We start from the raw sequence: 21,782 nt of genomic DNA on the forward strand, positions 1-21,782 counted from the left end.
GGGGGAGCGGGCACGGTGGGCGGTGGTGGACGCCGGACTAGGTGAACGCCGGGTGTGCCGTGTCGGCCGGGACGGAGGGGGGTGCGGCGAGCCAGGCGTCGATGCCGTCCAGCAGCCGTTTGCGGATTTCGGCCGGGGCCACCGAGCCGGTGACCGACGCGCGGGCCAGGTCGGCCAGCTCCGCGTCGGTGAAGCCGTGCTCGGTGCGCGCCAGCTCGTACTGCCTGGCCAGCCGGGAGCCGAACAGCAGCGGGTCATCGGCGCCCAGCGCCAGCCGCGCACCGGCCTCGTACAGGGCCCGCACCGGCACCGCGGCGGCCGACGGAGCCACCCCCAGCGCCACATTGGAAGCCGGGCAGACCTCCAGCACCACCCCCCGCTCGATGACGCGGCTGAGCAGCGCCGGGTCCTCGACGGCCCGTACGCCGTGCCCGATGCGGTCCGCGTGCAGGATCTCCAGGCACTCGCGCACGCTCGCCGGGCCCAGCAGCTCCCCGCCGTGCGGCGTGGACAGCAGCCCCGCCCGGCGGGCGATGCGGAACGCGCCCTCGAAGTCGTAGGCCCGGCCCCGCCGCTCGTCGTTGGACAGGCCGAACCCGACCACCCCGCGGCCGGCGTACCGCACCGCCAGCCGGGCCAGCGTCCTGGCGTCCAGCGGGTGCCGGGTGCGGTTGGCGGCGATCACGATGCCGATGCCGACCCCGGTCGCCGCCTCCGCCTCCCGGGCCGCGTCCAGCACCAGCTCCACCGTGGGTGTCAGCCCGCCGAAGCGCCCCGCGTAGCCGCTCGGGTCCACCTGGATCTCCAGCCAGCCCGACCCCTCGGCGGCCTCGTCCTCGGCCGCCTCGCGCAGTAGCCGCCGGACGTCCTCGGGCTCACGCAGCACCGACCGGGCGATGTCGTACAGCCGCTGGAACCGGAACCAGCCGCGCTCGTCGGTGGCGCGCAGCCGGGGCGGCCAGTCCTCCACCAGCGCCTCCGGCAGGTGCACCCCGTGCCGCCGGGCCAGCTCCACCAGCGTGGAGTGCCGCATCGAGCCGGTGAAGTGCAGATGCAGATGCGCCTTGGGGAGCGCGCGAATCGGACGAGTGGAAGATGAATCGGCCCGCATGAACCAACTTTGCCGGATCCGGCCACCTGCCTTGACACTGGTCCCGCCAAGACCACCCGCCCGGGCCATGCGCGAATGGTCACCCGTGACCATCGCGCACCCGGATGCGGGCAACCCGACGACCGTCCCAGGCGTAGGCGTTCGCCTCGAAGGGAGCACAGATGATCTATCAAGGCGACCGGCTGACGAACGCCTCGGCCCCGTGCGGGGCCGAGGCGTTCTGAGGTGCGCGGTCGTCTCGTCGGGTCAGCTCGCCTCGGACAGCAGCTTGGCGACCCGGCTGACGCCCTCGACCAGGTCCTCGTCACCGAGGGCGTAGGACAGCCGGAAGTAGCCCGGGGTGCCGAACGCCTCGCCGGGCACCAGCGCCACCTCGGCCTCGCTCAGGATCAGCTCGGCGAGCTCGACGGTGGTGGCCGGGCGCTTGCCGCGGATCTCCTTGCCGAGCACCCCCTTGACCGAGGGGTAGGCGTAGAAGGCGCCCTCCGGCTCGGGGCAGACCACGCCCGGGATCTCGTTCAGCATCCGGACCATGGTCTGGCGGCGCCGGTCGAAGGCCGCGCGCATCTCGGCGACCGCCGCCAGGTCGCCGGTCACCGCCGCCAGCGCCGCCGCCTGCGACACGTTCGCGACGTTGGAGGTGGCGTGCGACTGCAGGTTGGTGGCGGCCTTGACCACGTCCTGCGGGCCGATCAGCCAGCCCACCCGCCAGCCGGTCATCGCGTAGGTCTTGGCCACCCCGTTGAGCACCAGCGTCCGGTCGGCCAGCTCGGGCACCACCACCGGCATCGAGGTGAACTCGGCGTTCCCGTAGACCAGGTGCTCGTAGATCTCGTCGGTGATCACCCACAGGCCGTGCTCGTCGGCCCACCGGCCGATCTCGGCCACCTGGTCGCGGGAGTAGACCGCGCCGGTCGGGTTGGACGGGGAGACGAACAGCAGCACCTTGGTGCGGTCGGTGCGGGCCGCCTCCAGCTGCTCGACGCTCACCCGGTAGCCGGTGGTCTCGTCGGCCACCACGTCCACCGGGACCCCGCCGGCCAGCTTGATCGACTCGGGGTAGGTGGTCCAGTACGGGGTCGGGACCAGCACCTCGTCACCCGGGTCCAGCAGCGCGGCGAACGCCTGGTACACCGCCTGCTTGCCGCCGTTGGTGACCAGCACCTGAGAGGCGTCCACCTGCAGGCCGGAGTCGCGGGCGGTCTTCTCGGCGATGGCGGTGCGCAGCTCGGGCAGCCCGCCGGCCGGGGTGTACTTGTGGAAGCGCGGCACCCGGCAGGCGGTCACCGCCGCCTCGACGATGTAGTCCGGGGTGGGGAAGTCGGGCTCGCCGGCGCCGAACCCGATGACCGGCCGGCCCGCGGCCTTCAGCGCCTTGGCCTTGGCGTCCACGGCCAGCGTGGCGGACTCGGAGATCGCGGCGATGCGCGCGGAGATTCGAGATCGGTCGCTGCTCATGAGTCCATCGTTCCAGACGTGCGGCGGCGGGTTCAGCCGGATGCCGGACCGGCGTCCGGGCAGGTCGCGGGGCGGGCGCGGACGACTCGCGGAAGGTGTCGACGGCCTTTGGTTCGACTCCGGGGGATCGTCCACGTACACTCGTCGGCTAGTGGCGGGTTCCGCATGCTGGCGTGCTCACGGGCAGGCCGTAAGCTGGGACGCGTCCACCCCGGTCTCGATCGGGGGAGCGAAGGGCAGTAGCTCAATTGGTAGAGTCCCGGTCTCCAAAACCGGCGGTTGGGGGTTCGAGTCCCTCCTGCCCTGCGAAGTGCGGTGCCCGCACCAGTGCGTCTTCGCCGGTGTCACGCCTGAGCGGGGCATCGGCGGGCACGTCACGGGGCGGGCGCGCACGGGCCACGGGATCAAGTGGTTGATTCACGACCGATAGGTGAACGGCGATGGCGACTGAGATGCGCGGCGAGCCCGCGACCGAGGACAAGGACAAGGAGAAGAAGTCCGCCGGTAAGCGGACCTCCCCTGCCCTGTTCGTCCGCCAGATCATCGCCGAGCTGCGCAAGGTGATCTGGCCCACCCGGAGCGAGCTGATCAACTACACCCTGGTGTCGCTGGTCTTCGTGCTGGTCATGGTGGGGATCGTCGCCGGTCTGGACTGGGCCCTGCAGCAGGGCATCTTCGCCATCTTCGGCTGATTCGCCGTCTTCGGCCGAGCCGATCCGGCCCGTGCGCCGCAGTTCGCCTATTCCGCCACCGAAAACGAGAGAAGAGTCACCGTGTCCGAGTCCCCACAGCCCCACGACGAGGCCGTCGAAGAGCCCCGTTCTGCGCAGGAGGCTGCGGTCGAGCCGGCGGAGACCCCCCAGGACGACGAGGTCGAGGCCGTCGAGGAGACTCCGGCCGAGGACCCGTACGCCGACTTCAAGATGCAGTTGCGCATGCAACCGGGCGACTGGTATGTCGTGCACTCCTACGCCGGCTACGAGAACCGGGTCAAGACCAACATCGAGACCCGGACCCAGTCGCTGAACATGGAGGACTACATCTTCCAGGTCGAGGTGCCCCAGCACGAGGTCACCGAGATCAAGCAGGGCAAGCGGCAGAAGGTCAACGAGAAGGTGCTGCCGGGCTACATCCTGGTGCGGATGGACCTGACCGACGAGTCGTGGGCCGCGGTCCGCAACACCCCCGGCGTCACCGGCTTCGTGGGCCTGCTCAACAAGCCCTCCCCGCTGAGCCTGGACGAGGTGGCCAACCTGCTGGCCCCCGAGCCGGAGGAGAAGGCCAAGGTCAAGGAGCAGGCGAAGGTCACCGCCACGGTGGACTTCGAGGTCGGCGAGTCGGTCACCGTCATGGACGGCCCGTTCGCCACGCTGCCCGCCACGGTCAACGAGATCAACGTCGAGCAGCAGAAGCTGAAGGTCCTGGTGTCGATCTTCGGCCGGGAGACCCCGGTGGAGCTGTCCTTCAACCAGGTCTCCAAGATCTGACCTGCTCGCATAGGCTTGGGTCGGCCCCGCACCCGCGGGGACGACCCCGTCAGCGCGGTCGTCGACGGCCGGCTGCCGGCCCCGCACCTGCGGGGATGGTTCCGCACGGCTGAACGGCGGGTGCGGTGACGCCGGATCCGCATGAGCGGAGACGGCGGAATTTCAAGGTCCCTACGTGGCGGATGTGTTCCGGCCGCCACGTTGCCCGCGTGAAGGCGGGAGTCGGGGCCAGGTGAAACAGGAACGAGAGGAAGGCGCGCATGCCTCCCAAGAAGAAGATCTCTGCCGTCGTGAAGGTCCAGTTGCAGGCCGGGGCCGCCACCCCCGCGCCGCCGGTCGGTACCGCGCTCGGTCCGCACGGCGTCAACATCATGGACTTCTGCAAGCAGTACAACGCGGCCACCGAGTCGCAGCGCGGCAACGTCATCCCCGTAGAGATCACCATCTACGAGGACCGCTCGTTCACCTTCGTCACCAAGACCCCGCCGGCACCCAAGCTGATCCTCAAGGCCGCCGGGATCGAGAAGGGCAGCGGCGAGCCGCACAAGACCAAGGTCGGCTCGATCACCCGGGACCAGGTCCGGGAGATCGCGCAGACCAAGATGCCCGACCTGAACGCCCGTGACCTGGAGGCCGCCGAGAAGATCATCGCCGGCACCGCCCGGTCGATGGGCATCGAGGTCAAGTAGGCGCCTGACGGGCGTCCACCACACGCCCGGTGGAAGGGCCGAGCGCTGGCCCGTACCACGAACCTCATTTCCCGGAGGACACCATGAAGCGCAGCAAGACCTACCGCAGGAACACCGAGCTGATCGACCGCGACCGGCTCTACACGCCGGCCGAGGCCGTGGGGCTGGCCCGCAAGACCTCGGTGACCAAGTTCGACGCCACCGTCGAGGTCGCCCTGCGGCTCGGCGTGGACCCGCGCAAGGCCGACCAGATGGTCCGCGGCACCGTCAACCTGCCGCACGGCACCGGTAAGACCGCCCGGGTGCTGGTCTTCGCCGGTGGCGCCAAGGCGGACGAGGCCCGCGAGGCCGGTGCCGACTACGTGGGGACCGACGACCTCATCGAGCGGATCCAGGGCGGGTTCCTGGACTTCGACGCGGTGGTCGCCACCCCGGACATGATGGGCAAGGTCGGCCGGCTGGGCCGGGTGCTGGGCCCGCGCGGCCTGATGCCCAACCCGAAGACCGGCACGGTCACCATGGACGTGGCCAAGGCCGTGTCCGACATCAAGGGCGGCAAGATCGAGTTCCGCGTGGACCGGCACGCCAACCTGCACTTCATCATCGGCAAGGCGTCCTTCGACGACCGCCAGCTGGTGGAGAACTACGCGGCGGCGATCGACGAGATCACCAGGCTCAAGCCGGCGGCGGCCAAGGGCCGGTACATCAAGAAGGCCGCCATCACCACCTCGATGGGCCCGTCCATCCCGGTCGACCCGAACGTGGTCCGCAACCTGACCGCAGAGCTGGCCTGACCCGGCCACCTCGCGTCATAGGCCCGCAAGGGGCGTCCCCGGTCCTCCGGGGGCGCCCCTTCGGCGTTCGGGCCGCCGGTCGCACCGAGAACAAATGGTGACATATCCGGAAACGCCCGTCCTGGAGCGGTAGGATCACCCATCCTCGTTCTGTTATCGGTGGGTCGGCTGCTCCGGAACGACCCTCGCGTGTCACCAGTGGCGGCGGCGTCCGCGCCAGGGATGGAGAACCGTGAACCGTCGAGCCGACCGGATCATCGCGGTCGCGGCAGTGGCGGCGGTCGCCGTCGTGCCCACCGTGCTGCTCGTGGCGATCAAGGCCGGTCAGGCGGACCCCAAGGCGCCCGGAGAGCTGCCCTCGGCGGCCGCCTACCGGCCCGGTCCGACGGCGTCGCGGACCCCGTCGGCGCCCCCCTCGATCGCGGCGTTCGTCCCGGCCGGGACCGGGACGCCGGTGCCGCCCACCGGCGGTCCGAGCGCTACGCCGACGGCCGAGCCGTTCACCGTCAACTCCTTCACCCGCACCACCGACGGCCGGCTCCGGCGGAAGATCGACGGCGGCGGCGAGCGGGTGAACGAGGCGTCCCGGGTGGTGCTGGCGCCCCGGTTCGGGCAGAGCACCGAGGGGCTGCACGAGCGGACCGTGGGCCAGGAGACCACCAGCTCGCCGCTGCGGGTGCTCATCAAGGGCGACACGCTGTCGGCCTTCGACGGGACGAAGTGGACCAAGACGAAGCTGACCGAGCGGCAGCTGGCCCAGATGAAGGCGGCCTCCGACCCAAGGCTGATCACGTTCACGGTGGCCTCGCTGCCCGGAGCGACCCGGAAGGGGCCCAACGCCGCCGGGCTCACTCGCTACGGCGGGGCGTCCACCGTGGGGCAGATGGTCGGGTTCCTGCCGCAGAACCTGGCGGACGAGGTGCTCAAGACCGTTCCGCCCGACACCGCGACGAAGGTCGAGGTCGTGGCGGACGGCAAGGGATGCCCAAGCCTGTTCACGATGCTGGTCGACGAACGGACCGTGACGGTGACGGTCCGCTCCACGTTCGGCACGTACCGATAGCCTGGGGAATCCCGTACGACCCAAGGGGTAGGGGATTCAGGGGTATTCGTACCAGCGGGGGATGCTGCCCGAACCTGCTCTGGCGACACTGGATCTCAGTCAGAACAGGTAAAGGGCAACAGAGAGGACCCCTCATGGGACGCCGAATGGCCCTCCGGGCGACCGCGGCCGCGGCCGTGGGCACCACCATGGTCATCTCCCTCACCGGATGCCTGGGCGGGTCCGGGGACGGCTCCGGCTCATCCGGCACGATCAGGCTGTCGGCCAATACCGCGCTGGTGAAGGCGTCGGAGCGGACCGGCCAGGCGGACACGTTCGAGGCCGACCTCACGATCACCGACGCCGGTGAAGGCGCCACCATCCGGGGTTCGGGCAACGTGCGGCTGCGGCCGTCCCTGGCCTTCAGCGCCACGCTGAAGGAGGCGAGGATGGGTGGCCAGACGCTGCCGGGCGCCGGCGGCCAGGCGATCCTGGTGGACGGCGCGCTGTACGCCAAGGTGCCGCAGCTGGCCCAGCTCGCGGGCATCGACAAGCCGTGGCTGCGGCTGAACGTCGACCAGGTGGGACAGCGGGCCGGCTTCAGCTTCGACCAGATCACCAACGCGGTGCAGCGGATCAACCCCGCCGAGCAGACCAAGATGCTCACCGGCTCCAAGGACGCGCGCCGGGTCGGCGAGGAGGAGGTCGAGGGGGTCAAGACCGTCCACTACGCGGGGACGGTGACCTTCGAGGACGCGCTGAACCGGCTCGACCCGCAGGCGCGGGAGAAGGTCCGCCAGTGGCACACCGACGGCTCGGACCGGCTGAGCTTCGACGTGTGGGTCGACTCTGAGAACCTGCCGCGCAAGCTGGTGGTCAAGGGCACCGCCGACGGCCGCGACACCTCGACGGTGACCGTCCTGTACCGCGACTTCGGCGAGCCGGTGACGGTGAACGCCCCGCCGTCCGACCAGGTCGGCGACGTGACCGACCAGCTCGGTCGCTTCCTCGGCGGCCGGTAGCCCCACCCGGCGCCCGCCCGCCCGCGCCCACCCGGGCGGCCGGTGCGGGCGGCGATGCCGGAGTCCGCGCGGTCGCGTTCCGGTCGATTTGGCGACCGGGGCGTGGCCGCGTACCCTTGTTGACTGCCGAAGACCGCCGGTCGTCGCCCGCCTGGGCGGCCGAAGGTCCGCTGAAAATGCGGACGGCCCGCGTAGGTGAGACGAGAGTGCTGTCGCGTCCGTGTTCCGTACACGGCCGCCTCCACGCCCCGTGCGCCTGCGCCCGGGGCGTCTGTGTTTTCTCCGGTCCTTCCTCCGGCGGCCTGGATCCCTAGGTAATCGGAAGGAGGCCCATGGCGAAGGCCGACAAGGCTGCCGCGATCGCCGAACTCACCGAAGAGTTCACCAGTTCGAACGGCGCCCTACTGACCGAGTACCGCGGGCTCACCGTGGCGCAGCTGGGCGAGCTGCGCCGCAACCTCGGTGAGAATGCGAAGTTCGCCGTGGTCAAGAACACGCTGACCAAGCGCGCGGCGGACGCCGCCGGGATCGACGAGCAGTTCTCGCAGCTGCTGGCCGGCCCGTCGGCGATCGCGTTCGTCAAGGGCGACGTGGTCGAGACCGCCAAGGGCCTGCGCGACTTCGCCAAGGCCAACCCGCTGCTGGTGATCAAGGGCGGTGTCGTCGAGGGCAAGGCGATGGACGCCGCCGACGTCACCAAGCTCGCCGACCTGGAGTCGCGCGAGGTGCTGCTCGCCAAGCTGGCGGGCGCGATGAAGGCGTCGATGGCCAACGCCGCCGCGACCTTCAACGCCCTGCCCACGCAGCTGGCGCTGCTGGCGGACGCGCTGCGGGCCAAGCGCGAGGAGTCGGGCGAGGCCGCTGCGCCGGCCGCCGACGAGACGCCCGCCGAGGACTGAAACCCGCGGTCTCACCAGATCGCACGTTAGAGCCGTACGGAGGAAACACACATGGCCAAGCTCAGCAACGACGAGCTGCTCGACGCGTTCAAGGAGATGACCCTCCTGGAGCTGTCGGAGTTCGTGAAGCAGTTCGAAGAGGTCTTCGACGTCAAGGCCGCCGCGCCCGTCGCGGCCGCCGTCGGCCCGGTCGGCCCGGCCGCCCCGGCCGAGGAGGCCGAGGTCAAGGACGAGTTCGACGTCATCCTCGAGGCCGCCGGCGACAAGAAGATCCAGGTCATCAAGGAGGTCCGCGCGCTGACCAGCCTGGGCCTCAAGGAGGCCAAGGACCTGGTGGACGGCGCTCCCAAGCCGCTGCTGGAGAAGGTCAACAAGGAGACCGCCGACAAGGCCAAGGAGGCCCTGGAGAAGGCCGGCGCGACGGTTTCCGTCAAGTAGCACCGACCGTTCCGGCTGCGCTGTGCGCAGCCGCTCGGTACGCACAGGCGGCCGTCCCCACCTGCGGGTGGGGACGGCCGCCTGCTGTATTTCCAGGGGCGTCCTGCTGTGTTTCCAGGGGCGTCAGGGGCTTGTGAGCCGTCACAGCCGGGCGTAGTCTCACGCCCACGGCCGGGCTCCCGGATCCTCCCACCGCGGCCGCCGACAGACTCTCCGGCGCCCGGATCGAGGCGCGTGTTCCCGGGTGACCGGCGGGTGGCGCGATGTAAGTAACGATTGGCTTACGACGTTATGGTTTGTCACAGATACTGAGATGAACCCCTTCCATTTCCCGCAATGACCGCTACCGTAGTGGCACCCGCCACAGCTACCCGTTAGTAGTAAGTCGGCGGACACCCCAAGTGACGACAGCTTCGGGGCCCGCGGCCCCGGCAACGCTCGAACTTTGGTTCCGGGAATCCCCCGGCCTGGACGGAAGGTGACGAGTGGGCGTCGAGATCCGTGTCGAGGGGCTGACCAAGTCCTTCGGCCGTCAGGTCATCTGGCAGGACGTGTCGCTGACCCTGCCCGCAGGAGAGATCTCCGTCCTCCTCGGGCCCTCCGGCACCGGTAAGTCCGTGTTCCTCAAGTCGCTGGTCGGGCTGCTCAAGCCGGACCGCGGCAACATCTGGATCGGCGACCGCAATCTGCCGTACCTACCGGAAGGGCAGCTCTACGACACCCGCAAGCTGTTCGGGGTGCTGTTCCAGGACGGCGCGCTGTTCGGGTCGATGAACCTGTTCGACAACATCGCCTTCCCGCTGCGCGAGCACACCCGCAAGTCCGAGTCGGAGATCAAGCGGATCGTCCTGGAGAAAATGGAGATGGTCGGCCTGCTCGGGGCCGAGAAGAAGCTCCCGGGCGAGATCTCCGGCGGGATGAAGAAGCGCGCCGGCCTGGCCCGCGCGCTGGTACTGGACCCGGAAATCCTGCTGGTCGACGAGCCGGACTCCGGTCTGGACCCGGTCCGCACCGCCTATCTGAACCAGCTGATCGTCGATCTGAACGCGCAGATCAACGCCACGTTCCTGATCGTCACCCACGACATCAACACCGCCCGTACGGTGCCCGACAACATCGGCCTGCTGTTCCGCCGCGAACTGGTGATGTTCGGCCCGCGCGAGATGCTGCTGTCCAGCGAGGAGCCGGTGGTCCGGCAGTTCCTCAACGCCCGCCGGCAGGGCCCCATCGGCATGTCGGAGGAGAAGGACGTCTCCGAACTGGAGGCCGAGGCCCGCATGGGCGCCGACCCGGGCCGGCTGCCTCCGATCCCGCCGCAGCTGATGCCCAGCGACGGCCGGGTCCGCCCGGCGCAGTCCCCGCCCGGCGCCTGGCTGCGCGCGCACGGCGTACAGCCGCCGCCCGGGTCGTTCGTTGACGAGACGGGCCGCAACTGGATCGAGGAGTGGCCGCGTTACGTGGCCACCATGGGGCCGGTCGGGGCCGCCGCCGGACCGGGCCAGGCCCCGCCGCCCGGCCCGCCGCCGCAGCACCCGCACGGCCCGAAGCCCGGCATGCCCCCCGCAGGAGGCCCGCACAGATGACCACTCCTGGTATCGGCGCGAACCAGGGAGCGGATCAGACCAGGGAGAGCGGCAAGGGCCCCGGCCGGCTGACGAAGTTCAGCGACGGCCTGGTGAACGTCGCCATCAAGGAGCCCGGCCGGTTCTTCGCCCTGTGCCTGGACACGTTCCGGGCGATGTTCAAGCGCCCCGTGCAGTGGCGCGAGTTCATTGAGCAGTCCTGGTTCATCGTCAGTGTGACGGCGATCCCCACCATGCTGGTCGCCATCCCGTTCGGCGCGATCCTGTCGTTGCAGGTCGGCGGGCTGATCCGGCAGCTGGGCGCGCAGTCGTTCACTGGCGCCACCGCCGTGGTGGCGATCGTCCGCGAGGCCAGCCCGCTGGTCACCGCGCTGCTGATCGCCGGTGCGGCGGGCTCGGCCATGTGCGCCGACATCGGCTCCCGCAAGATCCGCGAGGAGATCGACGCCATGGAGGTGCTGGGCATCAACCCGCTGCACCGCCTGGTGGTCCCCCGGATGCTGGCCTGCGCCTTCATCGGCCTGTTCCTCAACGGGCTGGTGTCGGTGGTCGGCCTGATGGGCGGCTACTTCTTCAACGTGGTGCTGCAGGACGGCACCCCCGGCGCCTACCTGGCCTCGTTCAATGCGATGGCGCAGCTGCCCGACCTGATCCAGGCGGAGGTCAAGGCGTTCTTCTTCGGAATCACCGCCGGGCTGGTGGCGGCCTACAAGGGCCTGAACGCCAAGGGCGGGCCCAAGGGCGTGGGCGACGCGGTCAACCAGACCGTGGTCATCACCTTCATGCTGCTGTTCCTGGAGAACTTCCTGATCAGCGCCCTGTACTTCCAGCTCGTGCCGCAGAAGGGGATGTAACCCATGGCAGCCCCTCCCAAGGGGGGCCGGGCCGTCGCCAAGGCGGTCAACGCTCCTCTCGAACGGGTCGAGGACTTCGGCCACCAGCTGTCGTTCTACGCGCGCGCGTTCGCCTGGGTCTTCCGGGTGCTGCGCCGCTACCGCACCGAGGTGCTGCGCCTGCTGGCCGAGGTCAGCCTCGGCACCGGCGGGCTGGCGGTGATCGGCGGCAGCGTGGCGATCGTCGGCTTCATGACGTTCTTCACCGGCAGCCAGGTCGGCCTGCAGGGCTACAACTCCCTCAACCAGATCGGCACCGCCGCCTACACCGGGTTCGTCTCCTCCTACTTCAACACCCGGGAGTTGGCGCCGCTGGTCAGCGCGCTGGCGCTGTCGGCGACGGTGGGCTGCGGCTTCACCGCGCAACTGGGCGCCATGCGGATCTCCGACGAGATCGACGCGCTGGAGGTCATGGCGGTCCCCACCGTGCCGTTCCTGGTGACCACCCGGCTGCTGGCCGGGATGATCGCGGTGATCCCGCTGTACGTGGTGGGCCTGCTGGCCTCCTACCTGGCCACCCGGCTGATCGTGACCACCTTCTACGAGCAGTCGACCGGCACCTACGACCACTACTTCAACCTGTTCCTACCGCCGTACGACATCCTCTGGTCGTTCGGCAAGGTGATCGTCTTCGCCATCCTCGTCATGCTGATCCACTGCTACTACGGCTTCCACGCCAGCGGCGGCCCGGCCGGCGTCGGCGTCGCGGTGGGCCGCGCGGTGCGTACCAGCATCGTGGTCATCAACCTGGCCGACCTGTTCCTGGGCATGGCGATCTGGGGCGCGACGACCTCCGTACGGATCGCGGGGTGACGGGCAGATGAGTACCGGCATGTCGCAGCAGGCGCGTTACCGCGTCTACGGCCTGGCCATGATGCTGGTGATCGTGCTGCTGCTGGTCCTGGCGGTGGCGCTGTTCAACAAGGCGCTCACCCCGGCCGTCCACGTGAAGGTGCACACCCAGCGGGCCGGGCTGCAGTTGCTGCCGCGCTCGGACGTCAAGGTGCGCGGGCTGATCGTCGGCGAGGTGCGCGCCACGCACGCCACCGCGGACGGCGCCGTGCTGGACCTGGCGCTGGACCCGGACAAGGCCAGGCTGATCCCGGGCGGCGTCACCGCGCGGCTGCTGCCCAAGACGCTGTTCGGCGAGAAGTACGTGGACCTGCAGGTCCCGGCCGGCGGCGGGGGACCGGCGGGGCTGCGCTCGGGCGCGGTGATCCGGCAGGACACCTCCCAGGCGGCGGTGGAGGTCGACCAGGTGCTCAACAACCTGCTGCCGGTGCTGCGGGCGGTGGAGCCGGCCAAGCTGAACGCCACGCTGAACGCCATCGCCACCGCGCTAGAGGGCCGCGGCGACCAGATCGGCCGCAACCTGGAGCAGGTCGACTCGCTGCTGCGCAAGCTCAACCCCGAGCTGCCCACGCTGGTGTACGACCTCAAGGCACTGGCGGACGTGGCCGACATCTACGACTCGGCCGCCCCCGACCTGCTGCAGACGCTGCGCAACCTCAACGTCACCAGCAAGACGATCACCGACAAGCGGCAGACCATCGAGGACCTGATCCCGGCGGTCACCGGGCTGGCGGTCAAGGGCGACCGGTTCATGCAGGAGAACGGCCCCAAGGTGGTCGGCTTCAACATCGCCAACCGGCAGGTGCTGGAGCTGTTCGCCAAGTACTCGCCGTCGCTGTCGTGCGTGTTCGAGGGCATGGTCAAGTTGCAGCCGCAGGCTGAGGAGGCCGGCGGCGGCAAGACCCCGACCTTCAACGTCACCGTCGAGATCGTCAAGCCGCGGCCGGCCTACAAGAACCCGCTGGACCTGCCGGAGATGAAGGACCACCGGGGCCCGCGCTGCTACGGCCTGCCCAACCCCAAGGTCCCCTCCGCGGACTATCTGGCGCTGGACGGCACCGAGGACGACCTGTGGTGGAAGGACCCGCACGACCCGGACGAGCCGCTGCCGCCGGGGCACCGCAACCGCGCCGCCTCCGGAGTGTTCGTGGACCCGGGCACCGAGATGTCGGCCCGCGACCGGATCAAGAGCATCGTGGGACCGCTGACGCGGACCTCGTCCGACCAGGTCTCCGACGCGGCGGTGCTGCTGTACGGGCCGCTGCTGGATGACGGATCGGTGGTGACGATTCGATGAGGACCGCGAGCGCCGCCCTCAAGCTGGGCGTCTTCGTGGCGGTCACCGCGCTGGTGACCGGACTCCTGGCGCTCACCATCGCCAACGTGCGCTTCACCGAGTCGGTGCGCTACAAGGCGATCTTCACCGATGTGGCCGGGCTGCTGGAGAACGACGACGTGCGCGCCTCCGGGGTGCGGGTCGGCCAGGTCGAGGACATCAAACTGCGCGGCACCGAGGCCGAGGTCACCTTCAGCGTCAACAAGGACGGCGTGTTCCGCGCCGGCCTGCCCCGCTCGGTGCAGCTCAACCTGCGGTACCGCAACCTGGTCGGGCAGCGCTACATCGAACTGACCGACGACGCCCCCGGCACCGCGGGCGAGTACCTGCGGCCGGGCGAGACCATCCCCAAGGAGCGCACCAGGCCCGCCCTGGACCTGACCGTCCTGTTCAACGGGTTCCGGCCGCTGTTCAAGGCGCTGGACCCGCAGGAGGTCAACACGCTGGCCATGCAGATCGTGCAGACCCTGCAGGGCGAGGCCGGCACGGTCAACAGTGTGCTGGCGCACGTGGCCTCGCTGACCAACACCCTGGCCAACCGGGACCAGGTCATCGGGCAGGTCATCGACAACCTCAACACCGTGCTGGGCACCATCGACTCCCGGCATGACCAGGTCGACAAGATGATCACCGACCTGCGCGGGCTGGTCGGCGGGCTGGCCGCCGACCGCGAGGCGATCTTCGACTCGGTGGCGGCGATCAACCAGCTCACCGGCACCACCACCGACCTGCTCAAGGACGTGCGGCCGGGGCTGAAGAACGACATCGCCGGGCTGAACAAGCTGGCCGACACCCTGGGCGACCACGAAAAGGACCTGGACCGGCTGTTCGAGCGCACCCCCAACCGGATGGAGGAGCTGATGGCGGCCTCGTCCTACGGCTCCTGGTTCAACTTCTACATCTGCGGGCTGGACGCGCGCATCGCCCTGCCGGGCGGCCCGGTCTACCGGACGCCGCGGATCCAGAACGAGAACGCGAGGTGCAAGTAGCGATGCCTGAGCGGCGAGCCCAGGAGCGCGCTCGGGCCGTTGCGGCCCGCGGCGCCCGCGTGACGAGGGGGGAGCGGCCATGAGGGTGCCGTTCCGGGAACGCAATCCGGTGCCGATCGGGCTGATCTCGTTCGGGATCATCGCGGTGCTGATGGTGCTGGCGGCCAACCTCGGGAACCTGCCGCTGCTGGGCGGCGGTCCGACCTACAGCGCCCAGTTCAGCGAGGCCGCCGGGCTGCGCAGCGGCGAGGAGGTCCGGGTCGCCGGCGTGCGGGTCGGCAAGGTCACCGGGCTGGACCTGGCCGGCGACCACGTCAAGGTCACCTTCCGGATCGAGGAGGACGGGGTCCGGCTGGGCGACCTGACCCGCGCCGAGATCAAGATCAAGACCATGCTGGGGGCGCACTACCTGGCGCTGGTGCCGCGCGGCACCGGGCGGCTGAACCGGGAGATCCCGCTCAGCCGTACCTCCGTCCCCTACAACGTGGTCCCGGCCATCAACGACCTCAGCCGGCAGGTCGACCAGATCGACCACCGGGAGGTGGCCCGTTCGTTCCAGACGCTGGCCGACACGTTCGAGAACTCCCCTGAGGAGATCCGGGCGTCACTGCGGGGGCTGCGCCGGCTGTCGGAGACCATCTCCTCCCGCGACACCGAGCTGCACGAGCTGGCCGACCGGGCCAGGAGCGTCTCCCAGCTGCTGGCCGACCGCAACGCCGACTTCGCCCGGCTGGTCGACGACGGCGACCGCATCCTGCAGGCGGTGCAGGCCCGCCGGGAGGTGATCCACCAGCTGCTGGTCCGCACCGTGCTGCTGTCCCAGCAGGTCAACGCGCTGATCTCGGAGAACGAGGCACAGCTGCGGCCGATGCTGGACAACCTGAAGCGGGTCAACGACGTGCTGCTGCGCAACCAGCGGAGCCTGGACCGGATGCTGGAGCTGTACGGGCCGTTCACCCGCCAGTTCGCCGACGCCACCGGCTCGGGCCGCTGGTTCGACAACTACATCCAGAACCTCCTCCCGATCCCGGCCTCCATCAAGAACGCCCCGAGCGGCAACGGCGGCGCCGGCGGCACGGGCGACGCGGGCGGCCGGCCGGGGACCGGGCAGCCGAGCAGCACCCCCCGGCCCAGCAAGGACAACCCGCTGCCCTTCCTCCCGTGAGCAGGCAGGACACCACTGTGCGCAGATCTGGAACCATCCTGAGGCTCGGCGGCGTGCTCGTCGTCGTCGCGGCGCTGGTCGCCGCGGCCGTCGTGCTGCTCCAGGAGCCGCCGCAGCGCCGGCTGACGGCCTACTTCGAACGGGCCGTGGGCCTGTACCCGGGCGCGGACGTGCGGATCCTGGGCATCCCCGTCGGCAAGGTCACCAAGGTCACCCCCAAGGGCGACGCGGTGCTGGTGGAGATGACCTACGAGGCCCGCCGCAAGGTGCCGGCCGACGCCCAGGCGGTGATCGTCAGCCAGACCCTGGTCTCCGACCGGTTCATCCAGCTCACCCCCGTCTACAAGGGCGGGCCGACGTTGCCCGACGGCGTGACGCTGGGCACCGACCGCACCGCCGTGCCGGTCGAGGTGGACGAGGTCGGCGGCAGCCTCAACGACCTGAGCAAGGCGCTCGGCCCCGAGGGCGCCAACTCCGACGGCTCCCTGTCGCGGCTGCTGCAGGTCGGCGCCGACACCTTCGAGGGCCAGGGCGAGGACCTGCGCCAGACCATCGCCGACACCTCGCGGATGTTGTCCACCCTCAGCGAGGACCGCGAGGACGTGGCCACCACGATCGAGAACCTCAGGGTCATCACCGCCGCGATGGTCCGCAGTGACCAGCAGATCCGCCAGTTCAACCAGCACCTGGCCGGAGTGTCGGGCCAGTTGGCCGCCGAGCGCGAGGAACTGTCGGCGGCGCTGAACACCCTCGGCCCCACGCTGCGCAACGTCCAGCGCTTCATCAAGGACAACCGCGGCGAGCTGTCGACCAACGTACGGCAGCTGGCCCAGATCACCGGGGTGCTGGTCAAGCAGCGCAAGTCGCTGACCGAGTTCTTCGAGACCGCCCCGCTCGCCATCAACAACCTGGCCCGCGCCTACGACCCCATCAGCGGCACCATCAACACCCGCGCCAACCTGTCGCAGAACCTGGGGAACCTGGCCGACTGGATCTGCTCGCTGGCCTACTCGGTCGGCACCCCCGCCAAGCAGTGCCTGGACTTCATGAAGCCCTACGACTCCTTCGGCGACGCGCTCACCCACCTGAGCCTGGACCTGTCCTGGGTCACCGCGCTGACCACGCACTACGACCCCGAGCCGATCCCGCCGGACGCCTACGGCCCCAACGACCCGCGCAACCCCCGCAAGGGCGGCAAGGGCGTCGTGAACGCGGCCGGCAACAACCGCAACACCGGCGCGGGGACGACCGACCCCAACGGCGACACGCAGCGGCGCGGCGGCGACTTCCGCTCGCTGCTGCCGGGAGGTGGCCAATGAGCCGGGTGACCCGGACCCGCTCGGCGGGCTCGGCGGGCCTGCGACGCCGGCCCGCGCGGCTGGGCCTGGCGGCGGGGGCGACCGCCGCGGCACTGGCGCTGTCGGGCTGCGGGTTCCGCGGGGTGGACTCCATCCCGCTGCCCGGCGGCCCCGACCTCGGCGACCGGCCCGTCACGGTCCGCGCCGAGTTCGCCAACGTCCTGGACCTGGTGCCGCAGTCGGTGGTCAAGCTGAACGACGTGTCGGTCGGCAAGGTCACCGAGGTCGAGCTCGCCCGCGGCACGGCCCCGGGCCAGTCCTGGCAAGCGGTCGTCACGTTCAAGCTGCGCCGCGACGTCAACCTGCCCGACAACGCCCGCGCCAGCATCACCCAGACCAGCCTGCTCGGCGAGAAGTTCGTCGCGCTGTCGCCGCCGGCGGGCGAGGCCCCCTCGGCGAACCGGCTCGGCGACGGCGACCTGATCCCGATCACCCGCACCAGCCGCGGCGCCGAGATCGAAGAGGTGCTGTCGGCGATGTCGCTGCTGCTCAACGGCGGTGGCCTGGAGCAGGTCTCCACCATCACCCACGAGCTGAACGCGGCGATGAACGGGCGCACCGGCACCATCAAGTCGGTGCTGCACCGGGTGGACACCTTCGTGGGCACCCTGGACACCAACCGCGCCGCCATCGTGCGGGCCATCGACAGCATCGACCGGCTGAGCAAGAAGCTGGCCGACGAGCGGGCCACCATCGCCGACACCATCGACCGGACCGGCCCGGCGATCGACATCCTCAACCGCAACCGGGCCGACCTGACCAAGATGCTGGTCAGCCTGGACAAGCTGAGCCGCACCACCACCCGGGTGATCAACGCCTCCCAGGCCGACCTGGTCGCCAACCTCAGGTCGCTGGACACCACGCTGCGCAACCTGAACAAGGCCGGCGCCAATCTGCCCAAGGCGCTGGAGACCATGCTGACGTTCCCGTTCCCGGCCACGTTCTCCAACGTGCTGCGCGGTGACTACGGCAACCTGCACATGACGATCGACCTGGACATGAAGAACCTCACCCACAACCTGCTGGGCGGCACCGACCTGGAGTACCTGGCGCAGCAGGGTGAGCAGATGCGGCTGCTGCTCAAGCCGCCGAGCCTGAGCGTTCCGCAGCCGCCGCTGGGGGTGCTGCCCGACCTGCCGGCACAGCCCGCACCGCCCGCCGGCGACACACCGGGCACCGGCGGCGCCCGGACGCCCGCCCCGGCCCCCACCGCGTCCCCCACGGGGTCCACCGCTCCGAGGCCGCGGGCACTGGCCCCCATGGAGGGCTCCAGTGACCTCTACAAGCTGATGACCGGGGGGTACCAGTGATCCTCAAGCGCGGCGTCAAGATCCAGTTGCTGGTCTTCGCGCTGATCACCGTCCTGGGGGTCAGCGTGGTGGCGGTCCGCTACATCGGGATCGGCCGGGGTCTGCTGGGGAACCAGTACACCGCCTACGTGGACCTGACCGACTCCGGCGGCGTGTTCACCAACGCCGAGGTCACCTACCGCGGGGTGACGGTCGGCCGGGTCGGCCCGATGGAGCTGACCAAGACCGGGATCAAGGTCAAGCTGCTGATGAACAGCGACCGCAAGATCCCCTGGGACGGCACGATCGCGGTCGTCGGCAACCGGTCGGCGGTCGGCGAGCAGTACATCGACCTGCAGCCGACCAAGAAGCCCGGCCCCGGCGGCGAGCCCGCCGGCCCCTACCTGGGCGACGGCGGCCGCTACGACACCATCCCCGCCGACCGCACCCGCCTGCCGGTCTCCACCGCCGAGTTGCTGCGCAACGTCGACAAGCTGATCTCCTCGGTCAACCCGCAGCACCTGCGCGTCATCGTGGACGAGCTGGACAAGGCGTTCAACGGGTCGGCCGCCGACCTGCAGGCCATCCTCGACGACAGCGACCGGCTGCTGAAGACCGCCGAGGAGGCCTACCCGGACACCTCCGAGCTGCTGCACAACAGCCGGACGGTGCTGGACACCCAGCGCCAGATGGGCGGCCACATCCACGAGTTCGCCCGCAACCTCAACGTGCTGACCGGGCAGCTGCGGCGCGACGACCCGGCCCTGCGCGCGACCCTGGACGCCACCGTCCCGGCCAGCGCCGAGGCCACCAGGCTGATCGAGCAGCTGTCGCCGACCCTGCCGGTGCTGCTGGCCAACCTGACCACCACCGGGCAGATCATGACGTCCCGGATCGCCGGCATCCGGTCGCTGTTCATCCTCTACCCGCTCACCGTGGCGGGCGCGTTCACGGTGACGCCGGGCGACGGCACCCAGCACCTGGGCCTGGTGCTCAACCTGGACTCCCCGGCGCCCTGCACCACCGGGTACGAGCAGGTCAAGCGGCGCTGGCCGCAGTTCACCGAGAAGCGGGAGACCCCCCTGAACCTCGGCTGCAAGGAGCCGAAGAACTCCGACAAGGTCATCCGCGGCGCCCGCAACACCCCGCCGGAGGCCCGCCAGCCGTACCCGCGGGTCCCGCAGGGCGCCACCGAAGGCGCCGGGTTCCCCGAGGGCGGCGCCACCGGCACCGCCGGCTCGGGCGAGGCCGCGAACGCCCAGGGCTCCGAGGGCACCGGACGGCCGGCCGCCGACAAGAAGACCGGCGAGCAGGGCGGCCTCACCACCCTCAGCGGTAACAGCCTCTATGTGCCGGTTTCGTCCGGATCCGTGGAGCTGGCCGGGTACGATCCATCGACCGGAGCGGTGTACGGGCCGGACGGCAAGCGGTACCTGCTGGGTTACAGCGGTGGCCAGGAGCGGCTGCTGGGCGACTCCTCCTGGAAGATGCTGCTGCTCGGCCCGCTGGCACGATGAAGGGACCGACAGCGTGAAGATCAGGCGATCGCGGGATGAGCGGCGGCCGGCGCGGGTCGTCAGCGTCCCGGTCGTGACCGGCCTGCTGGGCACGGCGGTCGTGGTGCTGGCGGTGCTCACCGTGCTGTTGGGCGTGTCGGTGTGGCGCGCCGACGCCAAGGAGGACCGGCGCGCCGCGGCCATGCAGTCGGCCCGCCAGACCGCCGTCAACCTGGAGAGCCTGGACCACCGCGACATCGACAAGAGCCTGGGCCGGGTGCTGAGTGGGCTGACCGGTGAGGCCAAGGACCAGTGGGCCACCATCTCCAAGGACATCGCCCAGGCCGCCCGGCAGGGGCAGACCACCACCACCGTGCAGGACGTGCGGGCCGGCGTGGTGTCGATGGACGACGACTCCGCCGAGGTGGTCGTGGCGATCACCGCGATGGCCACCAGCCCCAAGGTCCCGCAGGGGCAGCCCCGCTACCACCGTTGGCGGTTCGACCTGACCAACACCGACGGGCGCTGGCTCGTTTCCAACATGAGGCTGGTCGCATGACGATGCTCGGTCGCGGCAAGCGTTCCGCGGACAAGGCGGACAAGGCGGACAAGGCGCGCAAGGCCGAGGAGGCCGCCCGGCGGGCCGAGGAACTGGCCGAGCAGGCCAGACAGGCAGCTGAGGAGGCCAGAGCCGCCCTGCGGGAGGTTGAGGAGGCGGAGGCTTCCCAGAAGGCCACCGAGGGCTCCGGGGGCGGCACCGAGGCTCTCAGGGCCGCCGAGGACGAGAATTCGCCGGCCGACGACGTTCGGGACGACGACGTTCGGGACGACGACGCGTCCGGCGACGCCGAGCCGGTCGCCACCGAGGTCGCTGCGAAGCCCGCCGCCGCAAAGTCGACCTCCGTCGAGCCGGCCGACGCCGAAGCCGACGCCGACGCCGCGATCGATGAGGAACAGGCCGGCGACGTCGAGACCGACGCCGAGGCGAAGACCCCGGCCGCCGGGAAGAGCGGGCGGAAGGCCGCCGTCGCGAAGCCGGCCGAGGCCGAGCCGGAGGGGGACGCCGGGATCGCCGCCGCCGACGACGAGGCCGAAGACGTCGACGGCGTCGGCGAGGACGACGAGGACGGCGAGGACGAGCCCGTCGCCCGGCGGCGGGTGGTCGTCCGGGCCGGGCTGGGCGTCTCCGGAGTGGTGCTGCTGCTCCTGACGGTGGCGCTGGGCGGGGCGCTGGGCTGGCTGTGGCACAAGGACCGGCAGTTGTCCGGTGCCGAGGAGGCCCGCAAGCAGGTGGCCTTCGCAGCGGCCCAGGCCGCGCAGGACCTGTCGTCCTACGACTACCGCACCGTCGACTCCGACCTGCGCAGGGCGGCCGAGCACACCACCGGCAAGTTCCGCGACGACTTCGTCAAGGAGTCCGAGCGGGTCAAGAGCACCGCCCGCAAGGAGCAGACCGTCACCGAGGGCGTGGCCCTCAAGACCGGCATCGAGCAGGTGTCCGGGAACACGGCGGTGGCGCTGGTCTTCCTCAACCAGGAGACCGCCAAGACCTCCACCGTCGAGCGGCTGCCGCACCAGTACACGCTCCGGCTGACCATGAAGAAGATCGACGACCGCTGGCTGGTGGAGAAGCTTCAGCTGATCTAGCCGTCCCGGGCGTTCCCGCCGCAGGCCCGCTTCCGGACATGCCGGGAGCGGGCCGAGGCGCCTGAGGGGCGCCGCAGGGGCCGCCCGCTCGAAACTATGGCTTTCCTCACTGCTGGTCAGCGGGGGAAATACCGCTGGCCGGTCTTGACTCCGAGGCTCAGACGAGCGATGCTGCGAGGCAACTGTGATGCATACTGCGGCGCCAGAGTTGCCAGCGGTGTGGCACTCGGCTAC

General features: G+C 70.3%; 21 protein-coding genes and 1 tRNA gene. 20 read left to right on the forward strand and 2 right to left on the reverse strand.

Annotated elements, in window-relative coordinates:
- Positions 1-37: 37 nt before the first annotated feature.
- Together C4U03_RS12060 and C4U03_RS12065 are read right to left on the reverse strand one after the other, a co-directional pair.
- Positions 38-1,111 (reverse strand): adenosine deaminase, encoded by a 1,074-nt coding sequence (locus C4U03_RS12060; protein ID WP_103937800.1) that lies wholly within the window; start codon positions 1,109-1,111, stop codon positions 38-40.
- A gap of 246 nt (positions 1,112-1,357) precedes the next feature.
- Positions 1,358-2,569 (reverse strand): pyridoxal phosphate-dependent aminotransferase, encoded by a 1,212-nt coding sequence (locus C4U03_RS12065; RefSeq protein ID WP_103937801.1) that lies wholly within the window; start codon positions 2,567-2,569, stop codon positions 1,358-1,360.
- A 233-nt stretch (positions 2,570-2,802) separates the two neighbouring features.
- Between C4U03_RS12065 and C4U03_RS12070 the strand changes: the two genes are divergently transcribed.
- The 20 genes from C4U03_RS12070 (at position 2,803) to C4U03_RS12165 (ending at position 21,548) form a co-directional block, all read left to right on the forward strand.
- Positions 2,803-2,875 (forward strand) — tRNA-Trp (locus C4U03_RS12070).
- 134 nt (positions 2,876-3,009) lie between these two features.
- Entirely contained in the window at positions 3,010-3,261 is a 252-nt protein-coding gene (gene secE / locus C4U03_RS12075; RefSeq protein ID WP_103937802.1) for a preprotein translocase subunit SecE, read from the forward strand.
- Positions 3,262-3,342: 81 nt separating this feature from the next.
- Entirely contained in the window at positions 3,343-4,056 is a 714-nt protein-coding gene (gene nusG / locus C4U03_RS12080) for a transcription termination/antitermination protein NusG (protein WP_103937803.1), read from the forward strand.
- A 260-nt stretch (positions 4,057-4,316) separates the two neighbouring features.
- Positions 4,317-4,745, forward strand: coding sequence for a 50S ribosomal protein L11 (rplK, locus tag C4U03_RS12085; RefSeq protein ID WP_103937804.1), 429 nt, complete (start codon positions 4,317-4,319; stop codon positions 4,743-4,745).
- An 83-nt stretch (positions 4,746-4,828) separates the two neighbouring features.
- Positions 4,829-5,539 (forward strand): 50S ribosomal protein L1, encoded by a 711-nt coding sequence (gene rplA / locus C4U03_RS12090; RefSeq protein WP_103937805.1) that lies wholly within the window; start codon positions 4,829-4,831, stop codon positions 5,537-5,539.
- A gap of 232 nt (positions 5,540-5,771) precedes the next feature.
- A complete protein-coding gene (locus C4U03_RS12095; protein WP_103937806.1) occupies positions 5,772-6,602 on the forward strand; it encodes a hypothetical protein in 831 nt (276 codons plus the stop codon).
- Positions 6,603-6,736: 134 nt separating this feature from the next.
- A complete protein-coding gene (locus tag C4U03_RS12100; protein ID WP_160146971.1) occupies positions 6,737-7,603 on the forward strand; it encodes an LppX_LprAFG lipoprotein in 867 nt (288 codons plus the stop codon).
- A gap of 332 nt (positions 7,604-7,935) precedes the next feature.
- Positions 7,936-8,502 carry a 50S ribosomal protein L10 gene (rplJ, locus tag C4U03_RS12105; RefSeq protein WP_103937808.1) on the forward strand — a complete coding sequence of 189 codons (567 nt, stop codon included), beginning with the start codon at positions 7,936-7,938 and terminating at the stop codon, positions 8,500-8,502.
- 51 nt (positions 8,503-8,553) lie between these two features.
- Positions 8,554-8,940: a 50S ribosomal protein L7/L12 gene (rplL, locus tag C4U03_RS12110; RefSeq protein WP_103937809.1), complete on the forward strand. Its 387-nt coding sequence runs from the start codon at positions 8,554-8,556 to the stop codon at positions 8,938-8,940.
- Positions 8,941-9,425: 485 nt separating this feature from the next.
- Entirely contained in the window at positions 9,426-10,523 is a 1,098-nt protein-coding gene (locus C4U03_RS12115; protein ID WP_103937810.1) for an ABC transporter ATP-binding protein, read from the forward strand.
- A complete protein-coding gene (locus C4U03_RS12120) occupies positions 10,520-11,377 on the forward strand; it encodes an MlaE family ABC transporter permease (protein WP_103937811.1) in 858 nt (285 codons plus the stop codon). Before C4U03_RS12115 ends, C4U03_RS12120 begins: the two co-directional genes overlap by 4 nt.
- 3 nt (positions 11,378-11,380) lie before the next feature.
- Positions 11,381-12,229 carry an MlaE family ABC transporter permease gene (locus tag C4U03_RS12125; protein WP_103937812.1) on the forward strand — a complete coding sequence of 283 codons (849 nt, stop codon included), beginning with the start codon at positions 11,381-11,383 and terminating at the stop codon, positions 12,227-12,229.
- Between the two features lie 7 nt (positions 12,230-12,236).
- Positions 12,237-13,565: an MCE family protein gene (locus C4U03_RS12130; RefSeq protein ID WP_103937813.1), complete on the forward strand. Its 1,329-nt coding sequence runs from the start codon at positions 12,237-12,239 to the stop codon at positions 13,563-13,565.
- Positions 13,562-14,593, forward strand: a complete 1,032-nt coding sequence (locus C4U03_RS12135) for an MCE family protein (protein ID WP_103937814.1) — start codon at positions 13,562-13,564, stop codon at positions 14,591-14,593. The genes C4U03_RS12130 and C4U03_RS12135 overlap by 4 nt, the downstream gene beginning before the upstream one ends.
- 79 nt (positions 14,594-14,672) lie before the next feature.
- Complete coding sequence (locus tag C4U03_RS12140; RefSeq protein ID WP_103937815.1) at positions 14,673-15,758, forward strand: MCE family protein; 1,086 nt, start codon at positions 14,673-14,675, stop codon at positions 15,756-15,758.
- A gap of 17 nt (positions 15,759-15,775) precedes the next feature.
- Complete coding sequence (locus C4U03_RS12145) at positions 15,776-17,077, forward strand: MCE family protein (protein WP_235017793.1); 1,302 nt, start codon at positions 15,776-15,778, stop codon at positions 17,075-17,077.
- Entirely contained in the window at positions 17,074-18,426 is a 1,353-nt protein-coding gene (locus tag C4U03_RS12150; RefSeq protein ID WP_103937817.1) for an MCE family protein, read from the forward strand. The genes C4U03_RS12145 and C4U03_RS12150 overlap by 4 nt, the downstream gene beginning before the upstream one ends.
- Complete coding sequence (locus C4U03_RS12155) at positions 18,423-19,922, forward strand: MCE family protein (protein ID WP_103937818.1); 1,500 nt, start codon at positions 18,423-18,425, stop codon at positions 19,920-19,922. The genes C4U03_RS12150 and C4U03_RS12155 overlap by 4 nt, the downstream gene beginning before the upstream one ends.
- Positions 19,923-19,935: 13 nt before the next feature.
- Positions 19,936-20,460, forward strand: a complete 525-nt coding sequence (locus C4U03_RS12160) for a hypothetical protein (RefSeq protein WP_103937819.1) — start codon at positions 19,936-19,938, stop codon at positions 20,458-20,460.
- Positions 20,457-21,548 (forward strand): hypothetical protein, encoded by a 1,092-nt coding sequence (locus C4U03_RS12165; protein ID WP_103937820.1) that lies wholly within the window; start codon positions 20,457-20,459, stop codon positions 21,546-21,548. The genes C4U03_RS12160 and C4U03_RS12165 overlap by 4 nt, the downstream gene beginning before the upstream one ends.
- The last annotated feature ends 234 nt before the right edge of the window (positions 21,549-21,782 follow it).

The sequence above is a fragment of the Thermomonospora echinospora genome (assembly GCF_900108175.1).
In the GTDB taxonomy this organism is placed as follows: domain Bacteria; phylum Actinomycetota; class Actinomycetes; order Streptosporangiales; family Streptosporangiaceae; genus Thermomonospora; species Thermomonospora echinospora.

What these genes read in the sequence shown, in the direction of transcription:
- C4U03_RS12060 (WP_103937800.1), bottom strand. Translation starts at nt 1,111, where the DNA reads ATGCGGGCCGATTCATCTTCCACTCGTCCGATTCGCGCGCTCCCCAAG.
- C4U03_RS12065 (WP_103937801.1), bottom strand. Translation starts at nt 2,569, where the DNA reads ATGAGCAGCGACCGATCTCGAATCTCCGCGCGCATCGCCGCGATCTCC.
- secE (WP_103937802.1), top strand. Translation starts at nt 3,010, where the DNA reads ATGGCGACTGAGATGCGCGGCGAGCCCGCGACCGAGGACAAGGACAAG.
- rplK (WP_103937804.1), top strand. Translation starts at nt 4,317, where the DNA reads ATGCCTCCCAAGAAGAAGATCTCTGCCGTCGTGAAGGTCCAGTTGCAG.
- rplA (WP_103937805.1), top strand. Translation starts at nt 4,829, where the DNA reads ATGAAGCGCAGCAAGACCTACCGCAGGAACACCGAGCTGATCGACCGC.
- C4U03_RS12100 (WP_160146971.1), top strand. Translation starts at nt 6,737, where the DNA reads ATGGGACGCCGAATGGCCCTCCGGGCGACCGCGGCCGCGGCCGTGGGC.
- rplJ (WP_103937808.1), top strand. Translation starts at nt 7,936, where the DNA reads ATGGCGAAGGCCGACAAGGCTGCCGCGATCGCCGAACTCACCGAAGAG.
- rplL (WP_103937809.1), top strand. Translation starts at nt 8,554, where the DNA reads ATGGCCAAGCTCAGCAACGACGAGCTGCTCGACGCGTTCAAGGAGATG.
- C4U03_RS12120 (WP_103937811.1), top strand. Translation starts at nt 10,520, where the DNA reads ATGACCACTCCTGGTATCGGCGCGAACCAGGGAGCGGATCAGACCAGG.
- C4U03_RS12125 (WP_103937812.1), top strand. Translation starts at nt 11,381, where the DNA reads ATGGCAGCCCCTCCCAAGGGGGGCCGGGCCGTCGCCAAGGCGGTCAAC.
- C4U03_RS12130 (WP_103937813.1), top strand. Translation starts at nt 12,237, where the DNA reads ATGAGTACCGGCATGTCGCAGCAGGCGCGTTACCGCGTCTACGGCCTG.
- C4U03_RS12135 (WP_103937814.1), top strand. Translation starts at nt 13,562, where the DNA reads ATGAGGACCGCGAGCGCCGCCCTCAAGCTGGGCGTCTTCGTGGCGGTC.
- C4U03_RS12140 (WP_103937815.1), top strand. Translation starts at nt 14,673, where the DNA reads ATGAGGGTGCCGTTCCGGGAACGCAATCCGGTGCCGATCGGGCTGATC.
- C4U03_RS12150 (WP_103937817.1), top strand. Translation starts at nt 17,074, where the DNA reads ATGAGCCGGGTGACCCGGACCCGCTCGGCGGGCTCGGCGGGCCTGCGA.
- C4U03_RS12165 (WP_103937820.1), top strand. Translation starts at nt 20,457, where the DNA reads ATGACGATGCTCGGTCGCGGCAAGCGTTCCGCGGACAAGGCGGACAAG.